We start from the raw sequence: 20,333 nt of genomic DNA, 5'->3' as shown, positions 1-20,333 counted from the left end.
GCAGTCATTTTTTATACAATTAAGCGATGAATCAAAATCCCAGGTTGATGCCCAGATTTACTACACGTTGTACCGGATATTTCAGGCCATCTTCGCCCATTTCGGGGTCCCAGGTTTTAAATTTGCTGAGGATGAACAGGTTGAGACCATTCGCATAAATCCGCGCATTGCTTACATGTATTCTGTCCAGCAAACGCTTGGGAAATTTGTAGCCCAGTTCCACGGACTTTAGGCGGAGGAAGTCGCCGCTGCGCAGCCACCAGGTAGATGACTGGTTGTTGTTGTCAACGAAGTAATCGCTCAGTCGCGGCCAGAAAGCATAAAGATCTCGGTTGCTTTCGCTCCAGTGGCTGTTGGCAATTTCCGTTAACAGGCCATGTTGTCCGCCACCATTCAACACAAAGGGAGTGGTGATATAGGAGTTCATGATGAAAGAAGATCTGGCAGAGCCCTGAAAGAAGAAGCTGAAGTCGACTCCTTTGTAGTCGAATGTAACCCCGAAGCCATAGGTGATTTCCGGTGTTTTAGGGAGTCCAATGGGCACTACATCCGCACTGTTGATTTGACCATCGCCGTTTACATCGTGATATTTGATATCTCCTCCCATCGTTTTTCCAAAACCCTGAAATGCGGAGTTGGCCACTTCCTGGTCATCTACAAACAATCTTTCACCGATATATCCAAAGTTCTGGCTGAGCGATTGTCCKATGCGGGAACGATAGGATTCGGGGTAATTGGGTTCTTCATTTGCCAGCATTTTGCTGGTGGCATAAGTGAAGGTACCACGGAACTGCACAAACGAATTATTGGTGAAGCCTTTAGTATAATCTAACGAAAGGTCCACACCTTTGCCGGATGCTTCACCCACGTTGGCCTGTGGGTTGGCACTCAACCCCATAGTGGTAGGAACGGTTTCACGGACCATCAGGATGTTGGTGCGGTGTTCTTTATAAACGTCCAGCTGCAGGTTCAGGGCGTTGAATAAGCTGAGTTCCAGTCCCAGGTTGGTTTTGTACGACTTCTCCCAGGTGATGTCCCTGTTTTCATACCTGTTTACTGATACGCCAGGGCTGGAGGCACTTTTTTTCTCGCCGAAAGTAGCGCCTTTACCACCGTCATTCATCGTTACATCAGAGAGATAAAAAAAGCGATCTTTTTCGTTACCAATCTGGTCATTTCCCACAATACCATAGGTGGCACGGAGTTTCAGCTTATCAATGGTTTTTAGGAATGGCTTGAAGAAGGCTTCTTCCTGTACATTCCAGGCAACACCTGCAGAGGGGAAAAAACCAAAGCGGTGATTACTGGCAAATCGTTCAGACCCATTATAGCCAAAGTTCACTTCTGCCAGGTAGCGGTTATCGTAGCCATAGGTGAAACGGCCGGAAACACCCAGGTTGCGGTGTGGCAATGACAGTTGTAGCTGATTTTTGTTTCTGTCGTTGTCGTCATTGTTATATGGATTGGCTGTCAGGAAATTCCGGGCCAATCCAATGAGCATACCCGATACCGAGTGTACCTCGTTAAATTGTTGATTATAGTTGATGGCTGTTTCCAGGTAAGTGGTGGTGTTCAACTTTTTATCGCCGGGCACATAGTTGAGGTATTCGGTACCAATGGTGTTGAGAGAATTGAGTCTCGCCGTTTTTTCGTCCTTATCGTAAATGGCGTTGTAGAAATAAGGGATATATTGACGATTAACATCAAAATAAGAATAGCGTTCGGTGTATCCCATCGCTCTGGCGCTCAGTCCGGGGAGGATGAATTTCAAATCCTGCTTTAGCTCTCCCTGTACGAGCAGGGTAGAGGAATTATATTGAGAGTAGCCGGACACCGAGTTGGCATAAGGGTTATTGTATAAGTTGTCTCCGGAACCTGGCTCAGAGCGAAACCCTGGTTTTACTGCATTACCAAATAATGGATGCTTCATTTCAGGCGCATAGCTGGAAGGGTATATGGCCGGGAACATCACCGGATTGGCCCATACCGCCTGTGAAAACAAAGCACCACCACCGCCAACAGGACCATTGTAATCATCGAACTGGCCGTAGGTACGTACAATAGCAGTAGTAGTAGGAGTGAGGTTAATATTTACATTGGAGCGAAGGGAATAATTTTTCAGTTTGATGTTACTATTGAAATTATTCCGGCTATCGATATTCAGAATACCATTGTCGATGTTATAGGTACCGGCTACATAAAACTGCGCTACCTTTCCACYGCCTTTCACGCTAAAGTTAGAGCGTTGGTTATTGGTGTAGTCCTTGATCAGGAGTTTAATCCAGTTATTGTTAGGATATAATAACGGATCATCGCCTGCTGCCGTATGGTCTATTTTTGCCTGGCTGTACTGTACGGCTTGTAGTGGATTCCTGGTGAGGATGGCTTCGTTGGCCAGTTTCATATAGGTGATGTTGTCCGCAAATTTCAGGTTACTGGTATTGCTGGACAGCGAATTTTCCACCCGTACATTAAAAGATGTTTTTGCTTCCACGCCGCTTTTGGTAGTTACCAATACCACGCCGTTGGCGCCTCTGGCACCATATAGAGACGATGCGGTGGCATCTTTCAAAATAGAAAAACCAGCAATATCATCTGGCTGCAAACGGGCCAGGTCATTGGTACCGGATTCAATACCATCTATCAGAATCAGCGGATCTACTTTACCGGTACCAAAAGTGGTGATACCCCTGATGAAAAAGCTGGCGTTGTCTTTTCCCGGTTCACCACTGCGTTGGTAGGAAATTACCCCGGCCAGGCGGCCGGCCAACATGGTGGTGAGGTTGCTGGTAGGCCCTTTCAGCTCTTTCGGATTGATACTGGTTACCGCGCTCACCATACTGGTTTTTTTCTGGGTACCATAGGCTACTACCACTACTTCGCCTACATCGGATACTTTGGGCTGCATCACTATTTTCAGGAGCTTATCATTTTTTACCGCTACTGTTTGTGGTTGCATACCCACCATGGTAAAAAGGAGACTATCGCCGAAGTTGGCTTCAATAGTAAAAATCCCCAGCTCATCGGAGAGTGCATTGGAGTGTCCGGTTTTATTGACCACCGTAACGCCTACTACAGGGTTTCCGTTGTTCTCCGTGACTTGTCCCTTTATTTTAATACGGACTACGGCCGGAGCAGTCGCCACTGGTGTAGTCGTTTTCTTTTTGATGATGATCGTTTTTTTAACGATGGAATACTCCAGGGGTTGATCCCTGAATATCTCTTCCAGCACACGTTCCAGGGGTGCTCCATCCTGTGAGCAATTAACGGGGCGGGCATGTTCCATGATCTGTAGGTCGAACACAAATACATAGCCGGTTTGCTGACGGATGGATTTGAAAACTTCCGTTAGCGGCGCTGCTTTTACATGCAGGGTTACCGCCTGCGCATAGCCGTTGGCGTTAGCCTGCAATACTACAGTCAGTAGCAATACGAATAGAAATTTCATACGGCGAATTAGTTTTTGGTTTGATAACCCCCGTCGATGTAGCGGACGGGGTGCTGATAAAAAATGCATCATGAGTGTTTAATAAGGTGAATGGATACCGGAACGTGAGGTCAAAACATTGGCTGGACGCACTTGTCGTCAGTGTAGTTCACATGTCCGGATGTAGTACCAAATACTAAGCTAGCGTTGACTTTGGCTGATGGTTGATAATAACATAACGATAGATTGTAGGTTTTTTTTTATGGGCCGACAGTTACCGTGTTGTCAGCAATATTAAAATGTATTGATCCTGTTAATTCTAATTGTCGCAGTATTTCCTGCAAGCTATCCTGTCGGGAGAAAGAAGCGGAGAAAGCTTTATCGGTGACCGCCCCTTCATAGTTCACCTGAATATCGTACCAGCGTGCCAGTTCCCGCATAATTGTTTTGATGTTGCCATTGAATTCAAAGCGGCCTTCTTTCCAGGCGATGGCATTGTTGACGTCGGCATTACTGATGCTGATACCATTATGTTCCCGGTTGACAAGTGCCTGTTGCCCTGGCAGCAGGCGTTTTACGGAAGTACCACTATGAATGTTCACGCCGCCTTCCAGTAAAGAGGTACAGATATTATTTTCCTCTTCATAGGCCATGACATTAAAGTGAGTACCGAGTACTGCGATTTTCATGGTGTTGGTTTTTACAATAAATGGTTGGTTGGCTTGTGCAGCTATTTCAAAATAAACTTCCCCTTGTATGGTTACTTCGCGGGTACTATCTTTAAAAGCAGTGGGGAAACGAATGGATGAAGCGGCGTTCAGCCAGGCTTTCGTGCCATCAGGCAGGATCACCTGGTAGGTGCCGCCTTTGTTGGTATAGATGGTGTTGACAGTGGGATGGATGGAATTATTGCTGTTATAGGAAAGTAGGTTGCCTTGTTTGTTGATGGATACGCCTGTTTGTACGGCCAGGGTACTGGTATCGTTTTTCTCCAGGTTAATCACCGCGTTATCACCCAGTACCAGTCGCGCATGTTGATTTTTAGTTGATGCCCGGTGGCTGTTGGCCATGGGCCTGTTATCTGCGCTGCTTTTGGTATATAGTTTATATCCGGCAATACCGATCACCCCCAGGATGCTGGCCGCAATAGCGACCCGTTTCCAGACAGGCATCACCCGCACCGGTACTGGTACTGCGCCGGCTGGCGTGGTTTGCATGATTGCCTGCAACATGTTGGCCGCAACATCATCGGGCATGGCGCCGATGTTATCTTCTCCTGACAGGAGGTCGTCCAGCAGCTGCTTGAGTTCTTCATCATGTTCTGTCTGTTCTACGAGGAGCATAAACTCCTGCTGTTCTTCCGGGGTACATTGTCCGGAAGCATAGCGACTGAACAAGTATCTGAAACGGGATACTGTCATGTATAGCGATTTAAATCAACGTGGCTAATAGAGGAGACTATAAAAAAATGCGGATGGGTTAGTGCTTTTCAAAAAAAATTCGATTTAGCTAAAAAGGCATATTAAAATAAGGAAGGTATTGAGGTCCATACGTGCCAGGCAGAAAGCGCGGATAGAGCGCATAGCGTTAGCCAGATGGACTTTGATCGTTTCCGGAGATAATTGCAGGCGGTCYGCAATTTCATTTCTCTTCAGGCCTTCTTCTTTACTTAATTTATAAATCAATTCCTGTTGAGGCGGTAATTGAGCGATGGCATTGCGCAAAATCTGTTCATATTCTTTCTGAATAATGGCAGCTTCCCGGATATTATACACCATGGTAGCAGAGAGCTCTGATTCCATCCGTTGCTCGCGGGCCAATAATTTAAGAGAAGTAAAAATATGATTACGGGTAACCGTAAAAAGATATGCTTTAAAGTGACTGATTTCATGCAGCTCCTGCCGTTTCAGCCACATCTTCAGGAAAACATCCTGTACGGTATCTTCTGCTTGAGAGGCGGTACCCAATAAACGAAAAGCAATGGCGTATATGCGATGACGATAGTGATGGAACACTCCTGCAAAGGCATCATCATTGCCTGCTGCCAGACTTAATAATAACTCCCTTTCATTATAGGTATTGATTTCCATACGTGGTTACGCGGATTCCATCCGTGGTTACAGCGGAAGCAAATTACTGCATTATTATATTGCTTGTTTGTCCTAAATTCTCCGGGAGTGATAGTATTTTAGCTTTTAGCTATTGGCAGTTAGCAATTGGCAAATGCAGCGAAGATTATCAGCTATTGATTCCCGCCGTATTTGCCAAAAGCTAAAAGCAAGCCGCTAGTCGCTGAAAAATCCCTTAATTTAGCAGTTTAATCCGGACCCAAAAGTGAACCTGGCATTATGGAAATAGTTAATGAAGCGACTTATCAGGCGGCCGCCAAAGTAGCCGGAACAATAGAAGCCCATTTTAGAAAGCATCTGTGTTTAGCGAAAGAAAATGGGGAAGATGACCTCGCCGTAGTGCCTGCAGCGCGACAGGTAGAGAAAATGATTGACGTGGCGTTCTGGTCCAGCTTACGGAAAGAAGAAGGCAATCCGATTCGTATATCCCTCGCATTTTTACCCCCCTCACAAGCCGGCAAGCCCCTGCTGTTTGAGCAGCCATTGCTGTTAACACCGCAGCTGCTGACCAAGCTGGGACCGGGCGTAGAACGTCCCGGTATCCATGTAGGTGTATGGGCCGAAGGCGAAGAACTGTATGTATGGGGAACCACTATAAAATTACCTAACCTGTGTTTCGTCCTGGACGTATCTGAACCAGGATTGCTGGTAGTGAAACACCGGCGTGCAGCAGGATTGGGCAAGTTTACCAACGTAGCTGTACTGCGTGGCGATCAGGTAAAAGTAGTGAATGAAGACAGTGGCCTGTTGCCCGACAGCCCGGATATCCTCAAATCATTGCTGGGACTAACGCCTTCCTGTTTATGGAATAACGGCGTGAATGTATTGATACAAATTGCGGTATCCATGCGGGCGCATAAGCGGGGCGGCATCTTGCTGGTAACCCCTTCTAACAGTGAAGCATGGCGGGAATCTATTATACACCCGCTGCAATATCCTATTAGTCCGGCTTTTTCGGGCGTAGCCGATTTGTTGCGATATGACGGTAAAAGTGTAACAGAAATTTTCTGGCAGAATGCGCTGCGCAGAGAAGTAGAAAATATCACCGGGCTAACCGCCGTTGATGGCGCCACTATCGTAAATGACCAACAGGAGCTGCTGGCCTTCGGTGCTAAAATCACCCGCGCCAGAGATGCTGCGCCGATAGATAAAGTGTTGCTGGCAGAGCCAATAGAAGGCGGCGTACCCACCCTGATTCATCCATCTGCGATTGGTGGTACAAGGCATCTCTCTGCTGCACAGTTTGTGCATGACCAGCGCGATTCACATGCTCTGGTGGCCTCCCAGGATGGCTACTTCACCGTATTTTCCTGGTCAGACCAGCAACAACTGGTACAGGCACACCGGATCGACATTCTGTTGATTTAAGCAGCTGTTTGTCTTGTTCCGGATTATACTGATTACACTGATTTTATTTTTTTTATTTTGGATCGATACTTTATCATCAATAAGCCGTTCGACATGGTGTCGCAGTTCATTAGCTCGCACGATGTAAGACTATTAGGGGAGCTGGACTTTAATTTTCCGGAAGGGACCCATGCTATTGGGCGGCTGGATAATGATTCGGAAGGATTATTAATACTCACTACCAATAAAAAAGTAACGCGGCTGTTGTTCCAGGGGAAAACGCCGCATGAACGTACTTACCTCGTAAAGGTAAAGGGCGTGATGAGTACCGCTACCTTACAGCGGCTCAGAGAAGGTGTAGCTATTCCGGTTACCGGCGCATTGAATTATGTGACCACGCCTTGCCGGGTAGAGATTGTAGAGCGTCCTGCCGGTTTATTTAACCGCCCCAATGAATTGCCGTTCATCGCGCCACATACCTGGTTGCTGATTACGCTCACGGAAGGAAAGTTTCACCAGGTCCGGAAAATGGTGGCAGCGGTGAGTCACCGTTGTCAGCGTCTGATCCGCGTATCCATAGAAGATTTGTTGCTGGGAGATTTGCAGCCGGGAGAAGTGAAGGAGTTACCCGAAGACACTTTTTTCTCCCTCTTAAAAATTGATGATTATAAAGATAGCGAGTAATATATAGGGAGATAGCTACCGCCGCAAGGTCAATTTTACTACAGTAATGGCGAAGATCGCATTAGGTTAACGAGTTGATTCTTATTACGTTTGCCCTTTGGAATCATGCTTTAACGAGATTATTATGAGGAAACAATGTTGGTTGGCAGGAGCGTTATGCTTGCTGTTTCAGATTAGTTTTGCGCAGTCGTCGCGCTACCCCATTATCCCCTGGCCGCAACAACTGGTGCCGCAATCCGGCACCTTTGTGATCACACCGGCTACGAAGCTGGTATTGCCCGCCAATTCATCTGCCTTTATGATAGAAACGGCGCAACTGGAAGGGCTGCTGACAGCCGCTTTGGGCAAACCGTTACCTACGGCTACCAAAGCGTCGAAAGGAGCGATTGTACTGCGTCAGAATCCATCATTGACAGGCGAGGAAGATTATACGCTCGATATCAGCAGTACGGAGTTACTGATGACCGCTAAATCACCAGCAGGCTTTTTCCGGGCCATTCAAACATTGCGGCAATTAATGCCGGCTTCCATAGAAGACACCCGCACACCGGATCTGAAGCGCATTGAGTTACCTGCTATGCAGCTCAAAGACCATCCCGTATACGCGTGGCGCGGCATGCACCTGGATGTATCGCGGCATTTCTTCTCCATAGATTATCTCAAAAAATTCATCGACTTACTGGCTTTATATAAAATGAATAAGCTGCACCTGCATCTGACCGATGATCAGGGCTGGCGCATTGAAATAAAAAAATATCCATTGCTGACCACGCAGGGCGCCTGGCGTGAGTTTAACAATCAGGACTCTGTTTGCATGGAAAAGGCGGCTACCAATCCGGATATGGCGATAGACACATCGCATATTATTCATAAAGATGGTAAAACCCTGTATGGTGGCTTCTATACGCAGGAGCAAATGAAGGACATTATTCGTTATGCAGCAGCGCGGCACATCGAAATTATTCCTGAAATAGATATGCCCGGTCATATGATGGCAGCTATCCGTCAGTATCCATTTCTGGCTTGCAGCGGAGAAATAGGGTGGGGCAAAACCTTTTCTACGCCTATCTGTCCGTGTAACGAGTCCACCTTTGCATTCGCAGAAGATGTATTCACCGAAATCGCCGCATTATTCCCTTCGAAATATATTCACCTCGGCGCCGACGAAGTAGAAAAGGCCAGCTGGGCTGCTTCTCCAGCCTGTGCGGACGTGATGAAGGCCAACAACCTGAAGTCTGTGGAGGAGCTGCAAAGCTATTTTGTGAAGCGCATGGAGAAATTCTTCCACTCCAAAGGTAAAACCCTCATTGGCTGGGATGAGATCCTGGAAGGAGGGATCAGTCCTACCGCAGTGCTGATGTACTGGCGCTCCTGGGTGCCAGACGCCCCGGTAAAGGCCGCCAGACATGGTAACTCCGTGATCATGACGCCCGGTAATCCCCTCTATTTTGATGGTACCCCGGATCGTAATTCCATCTATAATGTGTATCACTTCCAACCTGTTCCTAAAGGGTTGACCGCCGAAGAAGCGGGCCATATTATGGGTGCTCAGGCCAATATCTGGACGGAATATATTCCTTCCGAAAAACGCGCCGACTACATGTTTATGCCGCGGATGACGGCTCTGGCAGAAGTATTGTGGACCAATAAAAACAACTACGACGACTACCTGCAACGCCTGAACGAACAATACAAACGTTTGGATATGCTGGGTGTACATTACCGTTTGCCAGACCTGGATGGGTTTACAGAAGATAATGTATTTGTAGATAAAGGTATCCTGGAAGTGAAGAAGCCTCTAACGGATATGACTATCCGTTATACTACCGACGGCAGTATCCCTACGGAAACCAGCACCATATTACCGGCGCAATATACCATCAGCATGCCGCAAGCCATTAAGCTGGCGGCTTTCAGTCCTGCTGGTAACCGCGGTGATATTTATACACTGCACTATCGCCAGGAAGCTTACCGTCAGCCTACGGTGGTAAAAGACGCCAGACCTGGTTTGAAGCTGGACTATTACACCGGCGCCTTTAAAAGCGTCACTAAAATAAAAGCGCAATCAGATAGCACCATACGCGTCAACAACCTGATCATACCGGAAGGGATGGGCAAAGGCGGTGGCGCTTTTGGCGCCCGCATACAAGGTTATATCAACATCCCCGCTACCGGCATTTACAGTTTCTACGTAACCGTAGACGACGGCGGCATCTTATATATCGACGATCAGGAAGTAGTGAACAATGATGGCTGGCATGCCCCATTCCAGAAGAGTGGACAGGTAGCGCTGGAGAAAGGCTGGCATCCCGTGAAGCTGGCATTTGTAGAAGGAGGAGGGGGATATACCCTTAAAGTAGAGTACAGCATAAATGGCAGCAAACTGCAGCCGGTGCCGGATAGTTGGTTCGGCGCGGGACTGTAGGAGCAGAAAGCGAAAAGCTATTGAAGCGTATGGTATAAGCGGAAGTATAATTTAACTACCCGCTCTTATCATACGCTTCAATAGCTTTTTGCTTTTCGCTTTCTGCTTTTTGCTATTTTTGAGCATGCGCATGATAAAAATACTATTGTTACTGTTAACCATCTGCTCCACCACTTTTGCCACGGATGCTGCGCTGGCAAAGGTGTTAGCCTCTCTCACGAAGGAGCAGCATACGTTATTATATCAGTATGGAACATTGAATACCTGGGCGGGAGTTGCGGCGGCAGATAGTTTCTGGCGGCAGCATCAGCCGGAGCTGGGAAGTATTTCGCCGGAGCAGGGGAAGTTGCTGGCAGCTGAATTGTTGGCCAACACCGAATTGAGTTATACCATGAAGAAGCCCTCCCGTCTGCAGGCGTTGTGGGGCGTATTTACTGCTTCCCGGTTACTGATAGGGTTAGCGGCACTGGTGGGAACTTTTGCCATTGTACAGTTATTAGGGAGATATGTACCTACGTTGTGGCGTAAGTTGCTGCGGTACCTTTCCCCGTTATTCCGCTGGTTATTTTCGCCTCGTATGCTTACCTGGGAGTTGTTTGTTGCCGGTCTGGCTGGAGTGTATTGGGGACCAGGTATTGGCAGCATGGAACTCCGTACCGGCGTGATACACGTGGGATTACTGCTGGTATGGGCGCAGCTAACGGCCATCCTTACACGTCAATATGAGGTGAAGAATTACCTGGATGTGATCAAAGATTGTTTTGATCAGTATCATAGCGCGAAGCGGTCGTTTTTGTATGTATCGCTGCCGGCATTGTTCACGGCAGTCTTGATTTTTGGGGTCACGAGGGTATGCCCGGATGTGTGGTATCGTTATGAACTGATGGTGCCTGTCATGATCGGATTATATGCGTTGCCGTTTTTACGCCCGATGGAAGCGGTATTAAGCCGCTTGTTGCTGCCCTTCACCTATGAGCGGCTGCGGGATAAGGACCGGCGTGTAGCCGCTTACGTAGTTGTTTGCCTGGTGATATGGGCAGGGCTATTAGGCTTGCCGATAGTACCGCAGGAAGCCCTGCTGACACTCACCTTTGGGCTGATGGGTACTTTGCTGCTGATATCGGTGGCAGATGTGCTGCATAGTGCTGGCAAAAATTACTGGTGGCTGCAACTGATAACACTGGCCTTTCTTTTCACCGTGGTATTGGCAGGTGCGCAATTAGGGTTGGTGTTATTTACATGGGCCGGCCTGGGGGGGATGTTGATATATGTATTGATCAAATATTGGGAGATGCCCACCATATTTGGTTGGAGTTGGAAAAATAAACGTGCCTGGGGTGCACTGGGTATGGCAGTATTGATTTGGGGCATTGCGGTGTTGATTCGGTCGCGGCCGGAGTGGTTTACACTCTTTCCCGGATAACGGGAATATTTAATGTAGAAGTTGATGTAAAAGTGTATTTTTGCGCTCCTTACTGGTATCGAATTTAATTAATTTAAGATACGCGTAGATCTGAAAAACGTACTGACAAGGCTTCTCAGGGCCTCCAAGGCGTTGGCAGGGTCTACGCTTTTTTTTGAGCAGAAAGCACAAAGCGGAAAGCAAAAAGCTATTTTAGCGATTGACAGGAGCGAGTATTTAATTACTTATTTGCTTTTGTCAATCGCTAAAATAGCTTTTTGCTTTCCGCTTTGTGCTTTTTGCTCAAAAAAATGTAATAAATTCAATAATTGTACTTTGTACGCTTAATTGCTTTAAATCCCGTTATGCTCAGAACATTTTTATGCTTAGCACTGCTTGGCTTAGGAAGCAGTGTGGCCGCGCAACAACAGGCGCCCGCCTATCCATTGATCACACATGATCCTTATTTTAGTATCTGGTCTACCACCGATGACCTGACCAGCAGCGCCACCACGCATTGGACGGGCACAGCACAGTCGCTCACCGGCCTGGTGAAGGTAGATGGTGTTACTTACCGTGTACTCGGACAAAATGCACTGCTATACCAGACCGTGTTGCCCACCACTGATGAAAATGCCTATCAGGTAAAATACACGGAAACAGCGCCGGGCAACGACTGGATGCAGCCGGAATATGATGATAAGGCCTGGAAAACAGGGAAGGCGCCCTTCAGCGACGACGCAAGCAGGGGAGGCACGCCATGGCACAGTCGTGACCTCTGGACCAGGAGAACATTCGATGCCGGCGACTTATCATCTGCAGACTTATTTTTAAAGATATCTCACGATGATAACATAAAAGTATACCTCAACGGAGAAGATATATATGCCCTGGAGGGATGGCTGAACAAATACATTTATCACCCGATCCCTGATGCCGTAAAAAATAAATTGAAACCCAAGGGCAACGTATTAGCGATTCACATTCTCAACACCGCCGGTGGCGCATTCCTGGATGCTGGTATATCCCGCGTATCTGCTACTCCCGGCGAAAGTATAGAGAAAGGTACCCAAACCGCTGTGCGTATCAATGCCACGCAAACAGCCTACGACTTCACCTGTGGTAAAGTAAACCTAACCCTTACCTTCACTTCGCCGTTATTGATGGATGATCTGAATTTGCTGTCACGGCCAGTATCCTATATTTCTTACCGGGTGGCGGCTAATGACAATGCCACTCACCAGGTAGCGCTCTGTTTCAGCGCGGCTTCCAGTATATGCGTAAATGTGCCATCACAGGCTGTTACCACGGCCAGGTATACTTCCGGTCAGTTGTCAGTTTTAAAAGCAGGTACCAAAGAACAGCCTGTTTTAAAGAAGAAAGGCGACGACCTGCGCATCGACTGGGGCTACATGTATGTAGCCGCTCCTACAGCTTCACATCCGCAACAGTATATTTGTCGCGCTACCGATGCGGCGCAGCTATTTGTAAACGGTACCACCGCCAGTAACACCAAAGCCGACAAAGACCTGATGTTGAATACCGTTGTGAATCTGGGCGCCATCGGAAGCACACCTAAAGAGCAACTGTTTCTCCTGGGCTACGACGATCTGTATGCCTTACAATATTTCAACACCAATCTCAAAGCATGGTGGAAGAATGATCCCACTCAAACCATCGATCTGCAATTGAATGCCGCCTATCGTGATTATGCTGCTATTCTGGATCGCTGCACCACCTTCAATACACAACTGCATAACGACGTACTCAAGGCTGGCGGAGAGGCTTATGCCAAATTATGTGAGCTGGCCTATCGCCAATCTGTGTCTGCGCATAAACTGGTGAAGAGTCCACAGGGAGATATCCTGTTTCTTTCCAAAGAAAATTTCAGTAACGGCTGCATCAACACCGTAGATATTACATACCCGTCCGCACCTTTGTACCTGCTCTACAACCCGGACCTGTTGAAAGGTATGATGAACGGCATCTTCTATTTTTCTGAAAGTGGTAAATACACAAAGCCTTATGCCGCGCATGACCTGGGCACCTATCCGCTGGCTAACGGTCAAGCCTATGGCGAAGGCATGCCGGTAGAGGAGTCCGGGAATATGCTGGTGCTGGCAGCTGCCATCGCCCGTGCAGAAGGCAATGCCAACTACGCCAAAAAACATTGGGCCACACTCACCACCTGGGCGGAATACCTGATGAAAGAAGGCTTCGATCCCGCTAATCAATTATGTACCGATGATTTTGCAGGACACCTGGCGCGCAATACCAATCTCTCGCTCAAAGCTATTGCCGGTATTCGCTCCTACGCCATGCTGGCACGCATGTCCGGCGAAACGGCCATCGCTGATAAATACGAAGCTGCCGCCAAAGAAATGGCCGCCGCCTGGACTAAACTCGCTGACGATGGCGATCATTTCAGTCTTGCTTTTGAAAGCAAAAACACCTGGAGTCAAAAGTATAACATGGTATGGGACAAAGTGCTGAACTTCCACCTCTTCCCTGAATCCGTATACAAAAAGGAAATCGACTTTTATCTTATGCACCAGCAAAAATTCGGCTTACCACTGGATAGTCGTAAGACCTACACCAAATCAGATTGGATCATGTGGACCGCTGTACTAGCCGATAACCGGGATGATTTCAATGCATTCATCGCGCCGCTAAACACTTATATAACGCAAACGCCTACACGTGTTCCACTCAGCGACTGGCATGAAACTATTGACGGCAGTAAGGTTGGATTTCAAGCCAGGAGCGTGGTAGGAGGGTACTATATGAAGTTGTTGGATACGAAGTTTAATGCGGCGCCGTGAACTAATTTAGATAAATAATTAAAAATGAATTTGGAAGTAATTTAGAAATTACTATCTTTGCACTCCGTTAAACAAAACGGGGTGAATGATTCCCTAGCTCAGTTGGTAGAGCAATACACTTTTAATGTATGGGTCTTGGGTTCGAGTCCCAAGGGGATCACCATCAGGAGTGAAACAAAGTACTCTAACGTAATTAAAACCTTGTAGAAGCTGATTCTACAAGGTTTTTTTGCTTTTAGTGGTAAAGATGTGAAAAGATAAGTAAGGGTAGAAAAGTGAGCGTTGCGGTTAGCAATAGAATTATTAAATTGTGCTAACCGACATGTACCCCAAATGCTGCACCGCGTTGTGTTTGACCAATGTTAAGTGATGTCAGGATAAGTGAAGTTGAAACAATTTTGGTTAACTTAAAACAAGTGTTGTATGACCAGTTTTTCTGTTCTTTTCTGGCTCAATAAGAGCCGCTCTAAAAACAATAAGCCCGCTATTTATCTACGTCTCAGCGTAGGCGGCAAACGTGCAGAACTTTCCACGTATCAGTATGTAAACCCCTCATTATGGAACGCTGCTACTCAATCCGTAAAAGGAAATTCCGAAGAAGCGCAGGCGATTAACCGACAGCTCCTCACTCTGAAAGCTAAGCTACACAAACATTACAGCCTTTTGGTTACATCGGGAGAGCCGGTAACCGCCGTTGCTGTTAAAAATTCTTTCGCTGGAATTACGGAACATTCCCGGACTTTATGTGATCCTGGAGTAGGATTGCAGCGGATTGTTTAACCTGATGTCGCTGTCGCGGACTTGCACCTTGCGAATAGTGTCATCTTCAGCGGAGTTTGATACTTAACTCCCCAGAAGATGACACTATTAGTAGGGTGATAAACATTCTTTTTCAGTAGAAATGTTGTGTGTTCGATTAGGATCTAAGTCCGAACCAAATAATCATGAAACCAGAAACCTTGTTGAGAATGATTGATGATGTTGATGAGAAGTTAATTCTGGCCTAAATATAATAGCATATGAATCACACGCTTCATGTTGTATGATAAAATCATATGTTAAATGGCGCGGCTCTCTCTGGGAAGTCGTTTTATTACTGGGTCTAACCAGATAAACAAAAAATCAGCGTTTGTAAAGTCCTCTGATTCTTTAAACTTCATTGCAAGTTTGAATTTGCTTTCCAATTCGGCTGCTAAAATTCTAAGAGAATCAGTTTCATCACATCGAATTAGAGCAGTTTGCATTACACAGGTTGGGGAATGGATTGCATTAAGTTTACAGTATTTTTTCCAATATTTTTCAACTGACTCATTTCCAATTTTGGATTCCTTTAGTTGATGTATTAAAATGTCTTTAAAATAATCCGGCATTCCTTCAGAAAAATGCACATTAGGAATACGTCCATCAAAATTCAGAATAATTGCAATAGTGTAAATGTCTATTGAATTGTACCCTGAAGAGCTTGGATTACCCGTAACTGCTGATATCGCGTCGATAAATTCCTAGGGAATTGTGGGTTTGTTCTTTTGTTGGCAATAAACAATATTTGAGATACTTGCCAGACAGAGAAAGAATAGAATAGTTTTTCTCATATGATGAGCTTTTAACGACATAAAGTTAACGAATATTGATTATTGGCATTTGGTGCCTCTTGTACCATTGAAATATTCCATAGCTCTATCAATCATCCCATTGGCTGCTCCAGGAAAATTATTATATAGAGTCAGATGACGTCTCCAGTACTACTAAAAAAAGAATTAAGCGGATCTGGTTTTTTAAAATCACCGATATTTGTGTTTTTCTTCAGGAAAATATTTATTGCTTCGGAATATAGATGGGGAAACGAATTACGGAATATATCCAGAATCATGTTTGATCTCTCAATGTCATACCCATCTGAAATTTATCCGTTTATTTTTGATTTGAAATTAAACAAAATTACCAGTGTGTTTTTAATGCATTGAATTACTGTAAGTTTGATGTATGGGTTTTATAGTCTGTTGGTGCATTTTATAATTGTATCAATTTTTTCAACATGATTGAATAATTACTGGCGAAATGGCTTAGTTTTTCTAATTATTAATAATGAAATAAAACTGTAATTCCTTAATCTGTGATTTCAATAGTTGATTCTCCTATTGGATAATGGGCCTATTTTTAAATTTAAAGCCACCAATAATTTATGGACAGAATTCAGTATGAATCATCTTGGATGAATAATCCCATAGGTAATAATATCGATAATATTCGATCGGACTTTCCCGTGTTACAAGCTGTGGTAAATGACGCAAAACTTGTATACCTCGACAATGCCGCTACTACCCATAAACCTCTTCCTGTTATTAAAGCAGTAGATGAATACTATCTACATTATAATAGTAACATTCACCGTGGAACTCATAAATTAAGTCAGTTGGCAACCGCGTCTTATGAAAATGCGCGAAGTGTCATTGCAGCATTTATTAATGCTAAACATGCCGCTGAAATTATTTTTAATGCTGGTACAACAGCTGGCATTAATATGATCGCTGGTTCTTTCGTTAAGAAGTTCATTAAGCCGGGCGACTCCATCATTATTTCTGAAATGGAACATCACGCTAATATAGTACCCTGGCAATTATTTGGAGAAGAAAAGGGACTGCGGCTAAAAGTTATACCGATTGATCAGAAAGGAGAGCTGATATTGGATGAATACGAGCGATTATTTGACGATAGCGTTAAATTGGTTTCGCTGGCATATGTATCAAATACTTTAGGGACAGTGAATCCCGTATCGGAAATCATCCAGATGGCGCACACCCGTGGTATTCMGGTACTACTTGATGCAGCGCAGGCGATCGCACATATACCAATCGATGTGCAGGTGTTGGATGTCGATTTTTTGGTTTTTTCTGGTCACAAAGTATATGCAAATACAGGTGTTGGTGTATTATATGGTAAACGCTATTGGCTGGATCAGTTACCTCCTTTTTATGGTGGGGGAGATATGATTAAAGAGGTGTCTTTTTCGAATACAACCTTTAATGATTTACCTTTTAAGTTCGAGGCAGGAACACCCCCTATCGCAGAAGCTATCAGTTTGGGAGAGGCGTTTAACTACCTGAGTGGTCTAGGTATGGCTGATATTAGTACTTATGAGCATGGATTGATGGATTATGCTATGAGAAAATTAGAAGTCATAGAAGGATTGAAGATTATTGGAAATTCGGTTAATCGGAGCGGTGCAATTTCTTTTGTAATAGATGGATTGCACAATGGAGATATTGGCGAATTGCTGAACCAGCAAGGCATCGCCGTTAGAACAGGCCACCATTGCACACAGCCGCTCATGAATGTCTTAAAAATACCAGGTTCCGTAAGGGCATCCTTTGCGCTATACAACACCAGAACAGAAGTAGATGCGCTCGCAGACGGAATCGCCATAGCGATAAATATATTGCGGTCTTGATCTTTTTATAAGACTCAAAATAATGCGACATGAATATTGATGAAAGGCAGCAGCAGCTTATCGGAACATTTGAAGAATATGATACCTGGATGAGTAAATACAGTCACATCATTGCAATAGGCAAAGCGCTGCCCACATTTCACGAAAGTTATCGTACGGATGATAATCTCATTCTTAGTTGTCAGGCCTCCGTTTGGGTGTATACCGAAGTAAAGGAAGGTCGACTGTTTATTGAGGCGGATAGTAATGCTGCTATCACTAAGGGATTGATTGGGATGATTATTTATGTTTTATCGGGACAATCGTTGGAAGATATTGCGTCATCCGAATTGTATTTTATTGATAAACTGGATTTAAAAAGCCATTTGAACCCAAGCAAAACAAACAATTTCTTATCTATGATTAATGGGATTAAGTCTATTGCTTCTACGGGAAAATTCATAAAATCGACCTGTAGTCTATAAAAAATAATTAGTCATCACTAAAAATAATAAAATGGGAGACAATTTATTTCAGGGTAATATTCCTTCTAATTATGAGGAGTATTTAKGTCCTCTTTTATTCGAAGCATATGCTATAGATATGAAAAGGCGACTGAATCCGGCGCAGGGAAGAAGTATACTTGAACTATCCTGTGGTACCGGAAGACTGACCAAACATTTGCTGAATGTATTAACACCAGATGGCTTATTGTTAGCCACAGATATCAACCCCGCAATGCTTGAGGTGGCGAAACAAAAGGTACGGGCGGATGATCGTCTGAGCTGGGAATGTGCCGATGCAATAGCGTTACCGTATGAGGCCGGAAAGTTTGATAGTGTGGTTGGACAGTTTGGAGTAATGTTTTACAAAAATAAACCTAAATCATACCAGGAAGTATTTCGGGTTTTAAAAAAAGGAGGCGTATACATTTTCAATACATGGAATAGTATGGCGAATAATCCCATTATAGAGGAGGTTACAGTTGCATTGGATGACTATTTCGGAAATGATGCACCTGATTTTTATAATGTTCCATTTTCCTATTATGACCCCAAAGATATAAAATCAGATATGGCTGAAAGTGGATTCTCAAAGATTGACATTAGCGTCGTAAAGGTAAATGGGTTTAGTGATACCGCTGCAAATGCTGCTAAAGGATTGCTGCAAGGAACACCAGTATATTCGGGTATTATTGAGAGGAATAAAGATGTGTTACCAGACCTTATGGTTGCTTTAGAGGAAAGATTAACTAAAAAATACGGTGCATCCAACCTTATTGTTCCCCTTGAGGCACTGGTAATAACTGCGAGTTAAGAAAAGGTAAGGTAACAAAATCCGCCAGTTCAATAAACATTGTTCATATTGAGATAACTTGAGATCCATTCATTTGATCAAAAAGTGACTTTTTGCAATTTTTAAATTGAAAAGTATCAATTAAACGGAATGAATCTTCTGGTAACTTTGCTGCCTAAACTACGTTCCAGTTACGAGCCTGTAAGTACCTGGAGTACGTTATGAATATGGACAAGGCGAGCGTAATATCATTATTAATTCAATGGAATAGATTGTTTTAAATAGCGTCTTTACAGGCTGTCAACGAAAAATACGTTTTAAAATGGATACTTATTTAGGTGCCCAAAAATACTCCTATTGCATGGACTCACGCATTTTTTTCCCTTAATCCAGTTAACCGTTTCCAAACAGCCAACAATATATTCTTTCTAAAATAGTCAGCAATAAACATGGAAAATATTATATCTAATGCAACATGGTATGTGAATGATGCGGCATTTGACTGGTTGTATCCGGAAAGGATACAGCAATTATCCAAGCGGCACTGGACCCCCATGGAGGTGGCAAGAAAATCTGCTAAATTTTTGACTTCGGGATCGGGCAAGAAAATTCTTGATATTGGCAGTGGTGTTGGCAAGTTTTGCCTTATTGGAGGGCATCAATCTCCTGAAGCCACATTTTATGGTGTGGAACAACGAAAAGAGTTATATCATTTTGCGCAGGCCGCCAAAGAATTGACAGCCGCCCGGAATGTTGAATTCATTAATGGCAATTTTACGCAGATAGATTTTGATGCCTTTGATCACTTTTATTTTTATAATTCTTTTTTTGAAAATCTTGTTGATGACGGACAAATTGACCAGGAGATGGAATATTCCACGGGCTTGTATAATTATTACTCCCGTTATATGTTCAAAGGATTAGACAATAAACCGGGAGGAACCAGGTTAGTGACATTCCATAGCCTAGAAGACGAAATACCACCCAGTTATCAGTTGGTAGATGCAACGGTGGATTTTCTTTTGAAAATGTGGATAAAGAGATAGGAGGAAAATGATTAAGATTTGATGTTAAAATCGGAAATAATGAAAGCAGATAAATATGTATTGTTAGTGATTGATGAGTTGAAAGTGGCCCAGGATAATAGCCAGGTGGAAAGAATTATCTCAGTCGCAATAGCGGGTATTGAGCAAACGGAATATGCGGGTATGATTAAGCCATTCGTATCGGAATTGCAGGCCTGGCTTGAAAATCTATCACCCATCAATTGGAATAGTACGCAATGGAGATGTTTTCGATATGCCAGTATGTACCTAAGAAAATATTCGATGATGGAATTGGTATAAGACTAATATTGGGGATTTATTATGCTGA

General features: G+C 44.6%; 14 protein-coding genes and 1 tRNA gene. 12 read left to right on the top strand and 3 right to left on the bottom strand.

The window, feature by feature from the left end:
• Window positions 1-31: 31 nt before the first annotated feature.
• From AC1DFM_RS24740 to AC1DFM_RS24730, 3 genes are all read right to left on the bottom strand, one after another.
• The gene (locus AC1DFM_RS24740; protein ID WP_477079451.1) at window positions 32-3,448 is read right to left on the bottom strand and encodes a SusC/RagA family TonB-linked outer membrane protein; all 3,417 of its coding nucleotides are present in this window, start codon (window positions 3,446-3,448) and stop codon (window positions 32-34) included.
• A 239-nt stretch (window positions 3,449-3,687) separates the two neighbouring features.
• Window positions 3,688-4,848: a FecR family protein gene (locus AC1DFM_RS24735; RefSeq protein ID WP_477079450.1), complete on the bottom strand. Its 1,161-nt coding sequence runs from the start codon at window positions 4,846-4,848 to the stop codon at window positions 3,688-3,690.
• A gap of 84 nt (window positions 4,849-4,932) precedes the next feature.
• Window positions 4,933-5,517 (bottom strand): RNA polymerase sigma factor, encoded by a 585-nt coding sequence (locus tag AC1DFM_RS24730; protein ID WP_477079449.1) that lies wholly within the window; start codon window positions 5,515-5,517, stop codon window positions 4,933-4,935.
• 258 nt (window positions 5,518-5,775) lie between these two features.
• Between AC1DFM_RS24730 and AC1DFM_RS24725 the strand changes: the two genes are divergently transcribed.
• From AC1DFM_RS24725 to AC1DFM_RS24670, 12 genes are all read left to right on the top strand, one after another.
• Window positions 5,776-6,924: a putative sensor domain DACNV-containing protein gene (locus AC1DFM_RS24725; RefSeq protein ID WP_477079448.1), complete on the top strand. Its 1,149-nt coding sequence runs from the start codon at window positions 5,776-5,778 to the stop codon at window positions 6,922-6,924.
• Window positions 6,925-6,981: 57 nt separating this feature from the next.
• Window positions 6,982-7,587, top strand: a complete 606-nt coding sequence (locus AC1DFM_RS24720) for a pseudouridine synthase (protein WP_477079447.1) — start codon at window positions 6,982-6,984, stop codon at window positions 7,585-7,587.
• 124 nt (window positions 7,588-7,711) lie between these two features.
• Window positions 7,712-10,012: a family 20 glycosylhydrolase gene (locus AC1DFM_RS24715; RefSeq protein ID WP_477079446.1), complete on the top strand. Its 2,301-nt coding sequence runs from the start codon at window positions 7,712-7,714 to the stop codon at window positions 10,010-10,012.
• Between the two features lie 130 nt (window positions 10,013-10,142).
• A complete protein-coding gene (locus AC1DFM_RS24710) occupies window positions 10,143-11,435 on the top strand; it encodes a hypothetical protein (protein WP_477079445.1) in 1,293 nt (430 codons plus the stop codon).
• A 344-nt stretch (window positions 11,436-11,779) separates the two neighbouring features.
• On the top strand, window positions 11,780-14,236 hold the full coding sequence (locus AC1DFM_RS24705) for a glutaminase family protein (RefSeq protein ID WP_477079444.1): 2,457 nt from the start codon (window positions 11,780-11,782) through the stop codon (window positions 14,234-14,236).
• An 87-nt stretch (window positions 14,237-14,323) separates the two neighbouring features.
• A tRNA-Lys gene (locus tag AC1DFM_RS24700) sits at window positions 14,324-14,399 on the top strand.
• Between the two features lie 260 nt (window positions 14,400-14,659).
• Window positions 14,660-15,016 carry an Arm DNA-binding domain-containing protein gene (locus AC1DFM_RS24695; protein WP_477079443.1) on the top strand — a complete coding sequence of 119 codons (357 nt, stop codon included), beginning with the start codon at window positions 14,660-14,662 and terminating at the stop codon, window positions 15,014-15,016.
• Between the two features lie 1,402 nt (window positions 15,017-16,418).
• The gene (locus AC1DFM_RS24690; RefSeq protein WP_477079442.1) at window positions 16,419-17,684 is read left to right on the top strand and encodes an aminotransferase class V-fold PLP-dependent enzyme; all 1,266 of its coding nucleotides are present in this window, start codon (window positions 16,419-16,421) and stop codon (window positions 17,682-17,684) included.
• 29 nt (window positions 17,685-17,713) lie between these two features.
• Window positions 17,714-18,148, top strand: coding sequence for a SufE family protein (locus AC1DFM_RS24685; protein ID WP_477079441.1), 435 nt, complete (start codon window positions 17,714-17,716; stop codon window positions 18,146-18,148).
• A gap of 31 nt (window positions 18,149-18,179) precedes the next feature.
• Window positions 18,180-18,980: a class I SAM-dependent methyltransferase gene (locus AC1DFM_RS24680; protein ID WP_477079440.1), complete on the top strand. Its 801-nt coding sequence runs from the start codon at window positions 18,180-18,182 to the stop codon at window positions 18,978-18,980.
• Between the two features lie 428 nt (window positions 18,981-19,408).
• Entirely contained in the window at window positions 19,409-20,005 is a 597-nt protein-coding gene (locus AC1DFM_RS24675; RefSeq protein WP_477079439.1) for a class I SAM-dependent methyltransferase, read from the top strand.
• 39 nt (window positions 20,006-20,044) lie between these two features.
• On the top strand, window positions 20,045-20,305 hold the full coding sequence (locus tag AC1DFM_RS24670; RefSeq protein ID WP_477079438.1) for a hypothetical protein: 261 nt from the start codon (window positions 20,045-20,047) through the stop codon (window positions 20,303-20,305).
• Window positions 20,306-20,333: the final 28 nt, after the last annotated feature.

This window comes from Chitinophaga sp. 05T412, assembly GCF_056396465.1.
This window is presented reverse-complemented; position numbering and strand designations above follow the sequence as displayed.